This window comes from Chryseobacterium oleae, assembly GCF_900115055.1.
GTDB lineage: Bacteria > Bacteroidota > Bacteroidia > Flavobacteriales > Weeksellaceae > Chryseobacterium > Chryseobacterium oleae.
Genome location: NZ_FOVD01000005.1, coordinates 313,513 through 327,253, shown reverse-complemented (window position 1 = coordinate 327,253; position 13,741 = coordinate 313,513). Strand labels below are relative to the sequence as shown.

The 13,741-nt window shown below is 37.3% G+C and carries 13 protein-coding genes; 6 read left to right on the top strand and 7 right to left on the bottom strand.

The genetic code is table 11. The annotated features are described in order from the left end of the window. Positions 1–119 precede the first annotated feature (119 nt). Together BM143_RS17085 and BM143_RS17080 are read right to left on the bottom strand one after the other, a co-directional pair. Positions 120–1,982, bottom strand: a complete 1,863-nt coding sequence (locus tag BM143_RS17085; RefSeq protein WP_090025777.1) for an AAA family ATPase — start codon at positions 1,980–1,982, stop codon at positions 120–122. A 14-nt stretch (positions 1,983–1,996) separates the two neighbouring features. Continuing rightward, positions 1,997–3,067, bottom strand: coding sequence for a DUF4407 domain-containing protein (locus BM143_RS17080; protein WP_090025775.1), 1,071 nt, complete (start codon positions 3,065–3,067; stop codon positions 1,997–1,999). A gap of 224 nt (positions 3,068–3,291) precedes the next feature. Here BM143_RS17080 and BM143_RS17075 point away from each other — a divergent pair, with 224 nt between their 5' ends. Beyond that, entirely contained in the window at positions 3,292–5,187 is a 1,896-nt protein-coding gene (locus BM143_RS17075) for a zinc-dependent metalloprotease (protein ID WP_090025773.1), read from the top strand. Positions 5,188–5,239: 52 nt separating this feature from the next. Here BM143_RS17075 and ruvC read toward each other — a convergent pair whose 3' ends face one another. After that, on the bottom strand, positions 5,240–5,794 hold the full coding sequence (gene ruvC / locus BM143_RS17070; RefSeq protein ID WP_047453055.1) for a crossover junction endodeoxyribonuclease RuvC: 555 nt from the start codon (positions 5,792–5,794) through the stop codon (positions 5,240–5,242). A gap of 692 nt (positions 5,795–6,486) precedes the next feature. Between ruvC and BM143_RS17065 the strand changes: the two genes are divergently transcribed. Together BM143_RS17065 and BM143_RS17060 are read left to right on the top strand one after the other, a co-directional pair. Further along, entirely contained in the window at positions 6,487–6,978 is a 492-nt protein-coding gene (locus BM143_RS17065) for a hypothetical protein (RefSeq protein WP_139222064.1), read from the top strand. Positions 6,979–6,980: 2 nt separating this feature from the next. Then, positions 6,981–8,345, top strand: a complete 1,365-nt coding sequence (locus BM143_RS17060) for a T9SS type A sorting domain-containing protein (protein WP_090025769.1) — start codon at positions 6,981–6,983, stop codon at positions 8,343–8,345. Between the two features lie 121 nt (positions 8,346–8,466). Here BM143_RS17060 and BM143_RS17055 read toward each other — a convergent pair whose 3' ends face one another. Further along, positions 8,467–9,006, bottom strand: coding sequence for a 2'-5' RNA ligase family protein (locus BM143_RS17055; RefSeq protein ID WP_090025767.1), 540 nt, complete (start codon positions 9,004–9,006; stop codon positions 8,467–8,469). A gap of 47 nt (positions 9,007–9,053) precedes the next feature. Between BM143_RS17055 and BM143_RS17050 the strand changes: the two genes are divergently transcribed. The 3 genes from BM143_RS17050 to BM143_RS17040 are packed head-to-tail and all read left to right on the top strand — an operon-like array spanning position 9,054 to position 10,778. After that, positions 9,054–9,410 (top strand): PadR family transcriptional regulator, encoded by a 357-nt coding sequence (locus BM143_RS17050; RefSeq protein ID WP_185116552.1) that lies wholly within the window; start codon positions 9,054–9,056, stop codon positions 9,408–9,410. Beyond that, the gene (locus BM143_RS17045) at positions 9,407–10,129 is read left to right on the top strand and encodes a hypothetical protein (RefSeq protein ID WP_090025765.1); all 723 of its coding nucleotides are present in this window, start codon (positions 9,407–9,409) and stop codon (positions 10,127–10,129) included. Before BM143_RS17050 ends, BM143_RS17045 begins: the two co-directional genes overlap by 4 nt. Before the next feature lie 34 nt (positions 10,130–10,163). Beyond that, entirely contained in the window at positions 10,164–10,778 is a 615-nt protein-coding gene (locus BM143_RS17040) for a hypothetical protein (protein WP_090025763.1), read from the top strand. Here the strand turns inward: BM143_RS17040 and BM143_RS17035 are convergent. The 3 genes from BM143_RS17035 to BM143_RS17025 form a co-directional block, all read right to left on the bottom strand. Beyond that, entirely contained in the window at positions 10,762–11,871 is a 1,110-nt protein-coding gene (locus BM143_RS17035) for a serine hydrolase domain-containing protein (RefSeq protein WP_090025761.1), read from the bottom strand. The genes BM143_RS17040 and BM143_RS17035 overlap by 17 nt on opposite strands. Positions 11,872–12,167: 296 nt before the next feature. Then, positions 12,168–12,878, bottom strand: a complete 711-nt coding sequence (locus BM143_RS17030; protein ID WP_090025759.1) for a Dph6-related ATP pyrophosphatase — start codon at positions 12,876–12,878, stop codon at positions 12,168–12,170. 53 nt (positions 12,879–12,931) lie between these two features. Beyond that, positions 12,932–13,711, bottom strand: a complete 780-nt coding sequence (locus tag BM143_RS17025; RefSeq protein ID WP_090025757.1) for a hypothetical protein — start codon at positions 13,709–13,711, stop codon at positions 12,932–12,934. Between the last annotated feature and the right edge of the window lie 30 nt (positions 13,712–13,741).

The window sequence follows — 13,741 nt, the reverse complement described above, 5'->3', positions numbered from 1 at the left end:
GTTGATGTAAAATTATAAAATATTTCCTATAAAATAATTATGAAAAGAAAAAACCTTTCAGAATTAACTGAAAGGTAAGATTATATTAATGTAAACTTATGTTATATTAGATTTTTCCTCTATTGGCCCAGCATTTTATGATACTCTGCAATATGGAGATAGCCTTCCTCTTTTATGCTTACTTCAAGGTGATGCTTTCTGGCGGTTTCATAGATTTCTTTAGGCAGCATACTTCCTTTTTTGCTCAGCTCAATACTCATATCTTTCAAAAGGTCTAAGTGAAGAATAAGATCTTCTCTTGTCTTTTTGGCCAGATCCTGCATCAGTTTCTCTATTTTTTTATCGGTAATATGATGTTGCATGCGGTGAGGATATTCTTCAAAGCTGTAGACAGCCTGATACTCTTCGTCAAATCCATATTTTCTGATGTAGTCGGAAACAAGAATGGTTGCCTGCTCCCTGTCATGGCTCCGTCCTATGCTTGCATTATTTTCGCCAAATATAATTTCTTCGGCAATTCCTCCTGCAAGATAAATTTTGACTCTGTCCAGAAGGCTTTCCTTGGTATCATGGATCTGATGGGGAAAAGTAAATCCGGCGGCATAACTGCTGGCCACCTTGCTCTTCAGCTGCAACGGGGCAAAACCGGTGTACAGCATATAACAGACAGCATGTCCGCATTCGTGAACGCTGATGTTGGCCACGGCATCCTGTTGATTAGACTGGCGGATGCTGTCGATTCTTCCGGTGTAAGGGATATCAATGATTCTTCCGCCTACTTTTCCGGAAATCTTTTTCTCTTTGACATGATAATCGATTTCGATGGTTTTGTCATCGTGAGTGATCGCTTCAAAAAGAAATTTGCTGAGGTTCGTATCCAGAATATCCACTACACTGCTGAATACAGGACGTACACCCTGAACTGGGAAAACTCCGTTTCTGTAAATCAGATCATTGATGTTTTTAGTGATCTTTAAACTGATTCCGAACTTTGATTTTGTCTTTGTTTTAAGATTATTGATTTCCCTTTGAACCAACTGCTCAAAGTCTTCTGTCTTTAATGAAAAATAGATTAAATGAATGTTCCCGAACCTGGCGACCTGCTCCGGACGGAATTTCCTCGATAATGCATTTTTTATATCAACAACGGTAATTTTCTTTGTAAAGGCATGGTAGATATTGGCATCAATGTCTGCTTCGCTCGTCTCGCGGGACATCTGAAAAGCTTCATCCAGATTTCCGCTGATGATGATCAGCATTTTGCTGTAGTCTACCGGCTCATAGATCTTTTTCTCTTTCTGTTTTTTAAGGATCAGCTTGATCATATCTTCCTCCTTCATATCAATGATGCTCATCACATCATCTTCCATGCTGAGGTATTTCTTAAGTTCTTTGGCGTCCCAGAGATTCAGATACGGATTTTCATCCATTTCCGTTTCGCCGTTCTTTTTGCGTCGGTCATTCTCTTTTTTACGCAGAAGATAGGAGAAGAGATAATGTTCAAGATCATCACGTTCCCTTTTGCTTAGCTTGCCGTCACTTAAAAGTTCCCAGAAATCAGTGAACTTGGTCTGTGGGACCGGAGTGCCGTCAGGATCTATAGTATTAAAGCGTTGTATCTCATCAAAGAGAACAATGCTTGGTTTTTCATCATTGAGGCGGTTGCTTTGTAAAATATCGGAAACACTTTTGCTCCATGTGGTTTCATCGCTGTTGCTTAGTTCTATCTCTACAAAACGGTTCTGAAATTCCAGAAAACGAACGGTCTTTCGCACCAGATCGGTCTTTCCTACGCCTGTCATTCCCCACAGGTTTATTACCACAGGGCGTGTCAGGATTTCCGGCATCAGGTACCAGATCTGGATGTATTCCATTAAATCATCAATAATCTTATCAATTCCGATGAATTCTTTTTTCAGAAATGCTTTGCAGTCGTCCAGCTTCTTCTTTTTCTTCTGGATCTCTTCTTTATCAATAATCATGCGTGAAAAATACGCTATTTTTTTAAATTATCCTTAAAATCGTCAATTCTGAAATCAGTCAGGGCATTTCCTTTCTCTATTTTTTCCTTGGAGTAAAGCCTGAAATCGTTTTCCGTCTTTTCCAGAAGATGATCATAAGGTCCTACATGAGAAATTAATTTAACCAAAACCGGAGAAATCTCAAGACAAATAAAAAGCCCCATAATAAAGGCGGCTGCCAGTCCTATGATCGCAGAATTTTTCCCAAGTTCATCCAATGCCTGCAGTCTCGCTGCAAACCCGTTGAATTTATCTTCAAAGGTTTCCGAAGATTTTCTTTCCGTTTCAAGATTGGTGTAGACTTTGGAAATTTCTTTATCCAGATATTCCACTCTCGGGGCATTTTGTTTCTGGAAATTTTCAAGATCCAGACGGCGCTGTTCCTTCAGTTCCTGCTTACGTTTTGCATTAGGACCATAACCTTCCTTTCCACTGGTCAGACCGGATTGTTTCCCCAGAATTTCTTTTTCAAGTTCTACGGCTGCTGAGTCATAAGCCTTCTGATACTGAATGGTTTTTTCAGCAATCTGATTTTTTTCTGTTTCAAACGGGCCGCTCTGTTTCAGGATTCTGCCGCTCATTTCGCCCTCAAGCTGTTTCTTGTTTCTTTGGATGATGGTATTCAGCTGTTTGTTCACTTCCTTTTCAAAAATTTTAAGTTCAAGAGGTTTGGAAATAATAATTCCCAGGAAAGTAGCCAAAATCAGACGCGGAACCGCCATCAGGATCTGATTCCACCATGTTCCCGTTTTTTTGATGGAAGAAACGATATATCTGTCCAGATTAAAGATCATTAATCCCCACAGGATCCCGAATCCTACCGAAGTCCATACATTATCAAATACTGTATACATGGCATAGCCGGCAGATAGAGTTGCAAATACCGCGGTGAATAACACAATCCCGCCAATTCCGGAAAATTTATTCCATTCACTGGGGGTCTTTCTTAAAATATGTATGTTTCCTCCGGAGCATACCATCAGAAACTTCTGGAACCAGTTTATTTTATGATTCGCTTGATTTATAGTTTGTTGGTTTGTTTTCATTAGTGAAAATTTATACAAATGTAATACTAAAAATCATACCAATGTAAAAGATAGTATTATGTTTTGCCAAGTAATTGATGGTTTTAATTTAATTGATTGGATATCAATTTTTTAGATTTGTTATGATAAAATTACTCCAGATTCAATGATTTGTGTTAATGAATTTATTATTTTATTAATAAATATTTATATTTGCATCGAATTAATCAAAAAATTAGTGAAAAATGAAGAAAATAAGTATTCTTTCAGTGTTTTTGTTGTTTTTTAATGCTTTTTCTCAAAATGTTGAACATTTTTGTGGTTTTGATGAAGAAATGAGAAAAATGGACATAAGATTTCCAGAATTAAAGAAAAATAGAGAAGAAGTGGAAGCCAGATTAAGTAAAATGGACAAGCATTCTTTTCTTAACAAAGTAGGCGGAACAACTTCCTGGAATGGTCTGTATACTGGGCAAACCTTTGAAATCCCGGTTGTAGTACACGTTATTGAATCAAGTGCATCAGCTAATTCAAATTTAGCTTTATCAGATCAGGATGTGATCAACTGGATCGACAGAGCCAATAAAATGTATGCCACCACTTACGGAAACGGTTTCTATGCAGAAGGAGCAGGGGCAACAGGAGGAAATGTCATTCCTTTTAAACTGGTACTGGCTAAAAGATCACCAACCTGTGCACCAACCAATGGAATTGTAAGATATAACGGAAGTACTATTCCTCTATATGATACCAGAGGTGTAAAGTCTGCAGCTTCCGGCAATGGAGCCAGCGATAGCCAGATCAAAACTATGGCGCCACACTGGCCTGAGACTTCTTATTTCAATATTTATGTAGTGATAGGCTTTGATGGTCAGCAGCAGCAAGCTGGTGGATTAATGGGATATGCAAGATTCCCGGAATCTTATGACTATTTCTATGAGAGTTTTATGAAGGTGGCTACCCTTAAAAATCTGCACGATACAACACTTACTCATGAACTGGGCCATGCATTTGGTCTTTATCATACGTTTCAGGGAGTTAATTATACAAGCCAGACAACATGCCCTGCCAATAATAACTGTGCAACGGACGGAGACAGAGTTTGTGATACATCACCTTCAAGAAGTATGTATGGCGTAGCCGTTCCGAATAATACCACTATAGATCCGTGTACCAATCAGAACCATGACGGAACACAATATAACGTAATGAATTACACGAATTCTAACCGTAAATTCACAGAAGGACAGAGAGACAGAGCCATCATGCTGATGATGGAATACAGAAAAAACCTGATCACTTCAACAGCAGGACAGGATCCGGCAGCAGTGATCCCATCTCCTGTAGCAGTAGTGGCGGCACAGTGTAACCCTTCAGGAATTGTAAATCCTGCGAATAATAACTTCGGAATCGGGGCTTCAAGAGTACAGTTCGGAACCATAAGCAGCACAACGAATGGATATGATTCTGATGAGCCTGCTCCGAAATACTATGAGGATTATTCTGCAGCAACGTGTATCAGACCGGCTTATTACACGGATATTCCTTCCAATACAAGTACGGAACTGAAAGTAACATATGATAACGGCTTTAGCCAGGCAGATAAGTTTAAAACTAAAGTCTGGATTGATTATAACAACAACGGAGTATTCGAAGAATCTGAAATAATAGTCAACGATCTGTCTGTTTCTATGGCTTCAGGAGCAAGAAAAGTTGTTACTGTAGGTGTTACGCCTCCTGCTACAGCTTTAACGAATACGTATTTAAGAATGAGAGTTTCTGTAGACGCGGCTACCTTTAATGGAGCAGTACTTGCTGACGGAACTTCATGCTCACAGCTTCAGTATGGGCAGGTAGAAGATTATGCAGTAAGGATAACCGGAGTTTTAGGAACTTCAGATGTAAAAAACAATGCAGCAGAAGCAAAAATTGTTTATCTGAAATCTGAGAATAAACTGAAACTGTCCGGTGATGGAATTTTTGGAGATTATCAAATCTTTGATCTAAGCGGTAAGCTTATCCAAAAAGGAAATACTAAGACTAATGAGATCCAGATCGAAAGAGTTCTTCCAAAAGGAGCATTTATTATTAACTACTCCGATAAGAACAAAAACGGATCGAAGAAGTTTTTAAACAATTAATTCTGAATTATTCAAATAGTAAAGCCCCGATTAAGGGGCTTTTTTTATATCATTATTTCAATCTGTCCGGATTTTGTTTAAGGAAGCTTTCCCAGCCGCTGAATGATTTGGTATCGGCTATAGTCCCGGAGTTGAAATGGTGACATACAGCAACCGCAAGACCATCCGATGCATCCAGATATTTGGTGGGAAACTCTTTCAGATTTAAGAGATTCTGAAGCATTCCGGCTACCTGTTCCTTGCTGGCGTTTCCGTTTCCGGTGATGGCCATTTTAATTTTTTTCGGAGAGTATTCAGTGATAGGAATGTTTCTGTGAAGACTGGCTGCCATCGCAACTCCCTGAGCGCGGCCCAGTTTAAGCATACTCTGAACATTTTTCCCAAAAAACGGAGCTTCCAGAGCTACTTCATCAGGATGGTATTCATCAATCAGGGCTAATGTTTTGTCGAAAATATACTTCAGCTTCGTTTCGTGATTCGGGTATTTTTTCAGGATCAATTCGTGAATAGAAACCATCTCCATTTTGCCTTTTTTTACGGAAATAATACCGAAACCCATAATGGCTGTTCCGGGATCAATGCCTAAAATTATCTTCTCTGAAATCATGGGTCAAAGATAGGATATTCTAAACTTTTTTATCAGAGAAAAAGAGGATTTAAAACAACGGGTGTTTGGGTAGATAAAATTAACCTGAGTTCGGGACAAGACATTTATTTTTAGATTTCAGACATTAGATATGGCACTGAATATTTGGGACTTTTTTCCAGGATTTTTAGCTGCTATTACGTTTCGGGATGCGGGTTTCATAGTTCAAACCTGAAACGGCCTTTACGTGTATAGACTAGATCAATTTCAAAATCTGTTGATAGGTAAAAAGATTTTTTTGACGCAAAGAAATTGATTATTGTATTCATAAAGGGGAGCAAAGGAGGAATCAATTTCATTGATTCTATGAAGCGGATGTTGTATGCAGATCGCTTCATCAGTGACGCAGTCACAGTCTTTGGCTTCCTCAAAACTAAAGGCTAACAAGATAAAGCTTTGCGTCAAAAAAAGCTTCCCAATGCTGTGGGCTGATGATTACTGCTTTGAACCACGAAACCCATAGTACCAAACGTAATAGCTGCTAAGATTCCCAAAAAAAGTCTCACATCTCCAATTTTATATCTGAAATCTGATATCTAAAAAAATCTTAACTCCAACTTTCATTAGTTTAAAATATAAATTTCTGCTCTAATTTTAAATAAAAAATATTCAATGTATCGGGAAATATGTATAACTTTAAAATAAAATGTGCCATGAAAAATTTATTTAATTTTTTTATTGTTCCCGTACTTCTGTTGTGCAGTTTTCAGAAAAACAGTACGTTAAGTGATCCAGGGAATAAAGCCTCCGGTGCTGAAATCCGGAAAGAAGGTAAGATTGTTTATCTGTTTTTTAGAACCGATAAAGAAGTATCCGGAAAAGAAAGAATTGTTCTTCAGGAAAAGAAAGTCGCTGAAGGGAAGCTGAAATTCACTCCCTCTTTTGACAGGAATGAAGTGGAAGCAGGAGATTTTATTGTGATTCTGTCTGATGCAGGTGGAAAGGAAATCACGAAACAGCTGGTGAAAAATCCACTGCATCCTGAAATGGAAGTCTATGAAAAAGAAGGCGTCAGCAGAAAGAAAATTCCTCTTGACAATGCTGAATTCAGTGTAAGGTATTCCTATTCTGAACAGATTCAAACCGTAAGAATTGAAAAAGTAACGGAATCCGGAAACCAGCTTTTATTCACTCAAAAACTTTAGCCATGAAAAAAATTCTATTATCCCTTTTCATCGGCAGCTGCTGTGCTGCACAGACCTTTCAGACAGTTCCCCTTCTTCAGAACGGAACGAATGATAAACGAATCATTATTGCGGTATTGGGTGACGGTTTTACCACGGCCCAGCAGAATTCCTTCGTCTCATCGGCGCAGTCTACCGTTAATTATCTTTTTACAAAAAGCCCTTACACAGAATATAAAAATTATTTTAATGCGTATGCCGTGAAGGTGGTTTCTACTGCTTCCGGTGTAAAACATCCGGGAACGGCCACTGATGTCACCGAGCCTGTCATTCCGGTGTCCAATCCGAATAATTATCTCGGCTCCTCGTTTGACTTCGGGGTTCACCGATGTATGTACAGCAATACGACCAATAAAGTAGGTCAGGTTCTGGCTGCCAATGTTCCGGATTACGATATTACGTATGTTTTGGGTAACTCCACAGAGTACGGAGGATGTGGCGGTGCGTATGCATTCGCGTCTCTCAACGGATCTTCCAATGAAATTGTTGTTCATGAATTAGGGCATTCATTCGGAAAGCTGGCCGATGAATACTGGTTTTCCGGCTCCGGAGAATCTCCCAACAAAACCCAGACCTCCAATCCTGCCACTGTAAAATGGAAAAACTGGGTGGGACTTAACGGAGTAGGTGTATATTCGTATTCAGAAAGCCCTTCATGGTATCGTCCGCATCAAAGTTGTGAGATGAGGTATCTGAATCAGCAGTTTTGCTCAGTATGTAAAGAAGCCATTATTGAAAAAATTCATTCATTGGTATCTCCGGTAGATTCTTATACCCCTGCGAATACATCAGCGGTGAATGCCAATTCCAATGTGACCTTTACCGTGAATGAAATTCTTCCGATTCCTAATACATTGGTTAATTCATGGAAGTTGAACGGAGCAGTACTCGCATCAACATCCAATTCACTCACCATTTCTCCATCTCAATTGAATGTTGGGAATAATACCCTGATCTTTTCGGTGAATGATAATAATCCATTGCTTAAAGTGAATAACCACAGTACCCTTCACTTTACCAATGTCACCTGGACGCTGAATAAATCTGCTGCCAAAAAAATGACAGAAGTAAAAGCCGAAGAAAGAAGATACAGCATATATCCCAATCCTTCAGACGGTGAATTTTTTATCAAAGGAAAACAGGAGTTTGCAGGAAATACCAGAATTGAACTCTATGATACTTCCGGAAAGCTGATCCGTATAAAATCAGATCTAAAAGACCGTTCAACATTGTCGGTGAATATTAAAAACCTTCCTGCCGGAACCTATCTTGTGAATGTTTATGAAAATGAAGGAATGATTATTTCGCAGAAAATTGTGAAAGAGTAGGGGAAATGAATGATTGGAAGATGGAAGTTACTGTTAGACCATTAATTTCTTGCAGCCATCAAATTAATCTTCGACACTCAAGCTTTCTTACTCAATAAATGCCGGTTGTAAAAGCCGGCATTTACTGTTGATTATTGACCCCTGTGAGTTTCTTTTCCGCAATCGGAACCCAATTCTGATCATGGCGGAGAAGTAGTATTTTATCAACTATAAATTTAGTTTTGTATTCTTTTTCTTTGTAAACTTCCCATGCTTTCAGATAGTTGTCATAGCTGAGGTTTCTGTACCCAACAGTCATATGAGAATGGAAAGAGTATTTGATAAAATTAAAATGCTGTTTTATGTTTTGCTGAAGGATGTTTAAATTGTCATTCGGTTCGGGCTGTACAAAGAGAACAGGGTTTTTAGGATTTGGAAAACTTCCAAAACCGTTTAGTATAATTTCAAAAGGAGGTAAATCGGTATCTATCTTTTGAAAAGCTGTGTGAATATCACTCTCCAGCTCCAATTCTCTGGTGAAAGGTGGAAATAAAGTGATGTGGGCATCATTTTTCAGTGCCTTTGAATTATCATAGTTCAAAGCGAGATCTTCTTTAAAAATCTTCACCTCGTCAATAACTTCCTGTGGAGGATAGATCGCGATGAAATACATTTTTTCCATACAGCAAATTACATTTTTTTGAGAAAAATTTTATACATAAGAAAATTATGCATAGATTTGAAAGGTATAAAAAAGATCAGTTGAAAAAAAACAGTCTTTACAAAGGAACACTCCAGAACATTATTTTGAAGCTGCTTTCAAAAGAAGTGAAAATGTATGGGTATCAAATCACGCAACGGGCAAAAGAGCTTACAGAAGGTGAGCTTGAAATGACCGAGGGTGCGCTGTATCCGTTATTGCATAAACTGGAGAATGATGGGATGATCACTTCAGAAATTCAGAAAATCAACGGCAGAGACCGGAAATATTATCTTCTGACCGAAAAAGGAAAAAAACATCAGGCTGTTCAGGAGAACGAAATGAAAAGTTATTTGTTAAACCTAAATACCATTTTTAACATATGATGACCGAGGTACAGGAAAATGAGGTGACGGACTATCTTATCTTTCAAAGGCTTCCATTGGATATTTTATTGGAAGTAAAGGACCATATAATTTCGCAGATTTCAGATATCCAGCGTAAAGACCATTTAAATTTTGATGAAGCTTTCTTAAAGACCAAAAGATTGTGGGAAGATGAGTTTAAAATGACGAGTTATTCTATTTTTTACTCAGAGCTGATTCCTGTGATTGTCAAGAAAATTATTAAAGGAAACAATAATAAAATTCTTAAGAAATCATTATTATTGGCCTTAATTTCTTTTGTGATCAATCTTTTGCTGATTTACAGTTCCACCAGCAAGGAGCAGTATGCTTTGTTCTTTAGAATACAGAATTCACTGTTTTTTCTGGCTCCAATTGTAGTCTGGGCATTCCATTACAAAATCCGAAAATTTATCAGAACAGATTTTAAATATAAAGGAAAATTGTTTTATACCATGTATCAGCAAAATACGGGGTTGTTAATGATATGCCTCATGTCTATGGCACAGGTGATTACCAAAGACGGAAATTCGCTCTACCAGTTTTTTAAAACCCAGAATCATGAAGAATTGATCAGCGTTGTGATTTCGATCGCTTTTATTTTTACGCTGCAGACATTTATGATTTTTGGACTATTCAATTTCTTTGAACATAAAAAGTCTCTTAAAAAACTTCAGAATTTTCTACAGCCTGGGTTCTGATAAACTGATAAATACCATTTAACATTTATTAAACATGATAAATACGGAACAGGAAATCGAGATCATACAGTATCTTATTTCAAAAAAACTGAATCAGAAACTATTGTTGGAAATCAAAGATCATTTTATACTTCAGATATCCAACCTGATGGAGGAGCATAATGAAGGTTTCCAGGAAGCTTTTCTCCAGACCAAAATGAACTGGAAAAGCGAACTTGAAATGGTAAAAGCTGATTTTTTATCGGCAAGAAAAATAACAAGAATTGAGAAAGACATTCTTCAGACCCGTTTCAAAAAAATGAGTGTTTATGCCTTGGTTTTTTCACTGGTTTTTTCGGGCTTACTCTATATAAAACCCAATCTGTTTAATGATGTACAGATCCTGTTTTTGTTGACCACATTAGGGCTTTCTGTTTATAATTTTATGCGGAAAACGATGAATCTCAATGGCTATTTTCAGATGAGCTTTCATCCTCTTCTTTTGAAAAACTTTTTTGCAGGAGCTGCATTGATCGCAATTTCATGTTTCTTTTTTAAAGATGTTCATACGGCCCTTTCTGTGATGATTAAACCTTTCTTTCTGTTTGCTGCAGCGATTCAGACCCAGCTTCTATACTGGAACGCAAAGAAAATTAATGTTTTGATCTAAGCTGTAACAGCGTATTCTCAAGGTTATCCGTAATTTTTTTAACTTCAACATGAGGCCTGAAAGTAGAACTCTTACCCTTTTCTTCATCAGCAATATTTGATAAAATCAGGACGGATGTTTTGGTTTGAGGATAATAGATGTTCAGTGAAGGAGAGCCTTTTATATAACCGCTGTGAAAATAACTTTCCGGCTTGCCAATATTCATCATAATCCCGTATCCATAACCCATTTTCCCAAGAATGGCGTGGTGTCTTTCTGCACTTTTGGAAGTGAACTGCTTTAAAGTTTCCGGTTTGAGGATTTTTCCTCCATACAGAGCATTATTCCACAGGTGAAGATCATCTATGGTAGAAAGAATACCGCCGGCAGGAGTGCCAATGTCTTTACTGCCCAGTCGCTTGGGCATATTGGGAACTTCCTGAGCATTTTTTTCATTACCGAGATAAGCACTGGCGAAATTGTTCCCTTCAAAAGTATTTCCGGTAGAAGAATTTTTCATTCCTGCTTTTCTGAACAGTTCCTGTGCATTTTCATCATAAGATTTACCGGAAACAGTTTCTACGATTTTACCCAAGGCATTAAAACCATCATTGGAATAAAAGAAATCTGAACCGCTTTTAAACATCAGTTTTCCTCCGAAAGTATTAAGCCCAGACGTATGATTCAAAAGCTGATGAATGGTGATATTTTCATATTCTTTAGCCTGAAATTCCTTAAGATATTTTGATGCCTTATCGGTAACATTCAGTTTTCCCTGTTCCATCTGAAGAAGAACCATGGCTGCGGTGAACTGCTTGCTTACAGAACCGATGGCAAAAATAGTACTGCTGTCGATCTTTGTTTTCGTTTTAAAATTGGAATAACCGTTTTCCTTCCGGTACAGCTGCAGTGAATCTTTGAAAACAGCGATGCTTCCGTTGAAATTATATTTTTTAAATACAGAATCAATCTGCTGTTCCAAAAGGGTTTTCTGGAACGCTGTTATCGTAGAATCAATGATGGCGTTTTTGTCAACCGGTTTTATTTTGGGAATTTCGGTTGTACATGAACATAAAAAGTAAAAAAGGAACAGGAATGTAATTTTTTTGATCACGGGTGTGTTTTTAGGATTAAAATTGAACGTATTGATACTAAGAATAATACCTATTTAAAGGTAATATAATTCTTAAAAGTTTCAAAACAGATGCAAAATTTATGCTAAAACAAAGGATCGTGTTTATAAGTATTTTTATTTTGAGTAGATGAACAACGACTATCGTGAAAGAGTATTTGTTTGAACGAGTTATAAGTTATGAGTTATGAGTTTTAACGCAAGTTCTATACTAATTTAACCATGTCAAGGTTCAGAACCTTGACATGGTTAACAGGATTGGCATACGACAGCAGCCTTTATTTCAGGATCAGATCACAGAACCAGAAAACATAGGCTCCGTCTTCATCTTCAGGATTGGTTTTCGGTTTTGGATAGGTCTTCTTTATCGTTTCCCCGATTTCAAACTGAACAGGTTCTCTGAAGATCGGTCCGTCAAAAGTAAACGTATGGAATTCCCCATTTTCTCCACAGGGATCAACATTTTTTGGAAGGTCACGGATAAAATCCCGGTCAATGATTCTTCCTGCAAAACTTTTATCAAGATAGGTTTCATTCACACAGGTGACGATGGTTTTAAAACCAAGATCCAGAAACTCCTGGATAAGATCTGTAGTGTTTTGTTTCCAAAGCGGGAAAACACCTTCCATACCTATTGATTTCAGCTGGTCTTCACGGTATTTCCGGAGGTCTTCCAGGAAAATATCTCCAAAGACAGACTGACTGATTCCCATCGCCTGAATTTCAGACATCGTCTTGTTCATGAGCTCCCGGTATTCTTCCATAGATGGTTCTTTGGGAAGTTCCATCTTAATCAATGGCAATTCCAGACTTTCAGCCTGCTTTTCCAATAGCGAAACATGAACGCCATGCATGGAAATTCGCTGAAATTCTTTGTTAATGCTGGTCAGTAGGGTAATGACTTCAGAACGGCTTTCCTGTAGGGTTTTATAAAGGGCAAGCGCAGAATCTTTTCCGCTGCTCCAGTTGAATACGGCTTTGGGTTTCATTGAATAAATTAGATGAAAGTGTAAAGTTCCGGAATTTTAAGGGATTCCATCGTTTAATTAGAGTAAAGTAAATATAAGTTATCTATATAGCTTCTTTTTGCCAGCTTTTGAACAGTTACTTCATCATAAAATGCCAGATATATATATTCAGGATGTTCTATTTTTATTTTTTCAAATTTTCTTTTCCCTATTTTTTTTCCATCCAAAAAATAGTAATCCGGAGGTCTTTCTTCTGTTATCAAAATACCTCCAATAGTAAAATATTTTTCTTCGATTTCAAAATTTTGCTTTCCTAAGAGTTCATTGGTTTTCAAAATTGAAGACTTGAAATCTGTAAATTCTTTGTTATTTAAATCAATAATGGTATAATCGATGCGGACAATATTATGTTCGGTTAAAACTTTTTCTGAAAAAATCAAAGTGAAATTTCCGTTTTCATCGGCTTTTGCACGGTAGAGTTTTTCTAATGTAACCAAAGAAATTTCTCCTGAAACCAACTTTCTATTTTGCAGGGAAACCAATTTTCCGTTTATAGTAATATTTTTCTGATATACATTTTCTACCGGAGAATCTTTTCCTGTCTGTGCATTGGTATATATCGCTGAAGTCAATGTTAAAGCTAAAAACACACTTGAAAATGCAGGCTTTAAAAATGACGTTTTTCCACAGACAGAAGCGTTACTTTTTAAGATTTTATCAATCTCTGTTTCTGGAAGGTTGTCGAAATCCCAGACTTTTTTCTCGCATAAATCGCAAAATTTACCATCTTCTACATTTTGCATTTCCTCCCAAAGCTGCTTACATGGTTTTTTAATTTGAAATCCTTTCTTCATTTAAATTTCTTTATTATTTAAAAATACAAA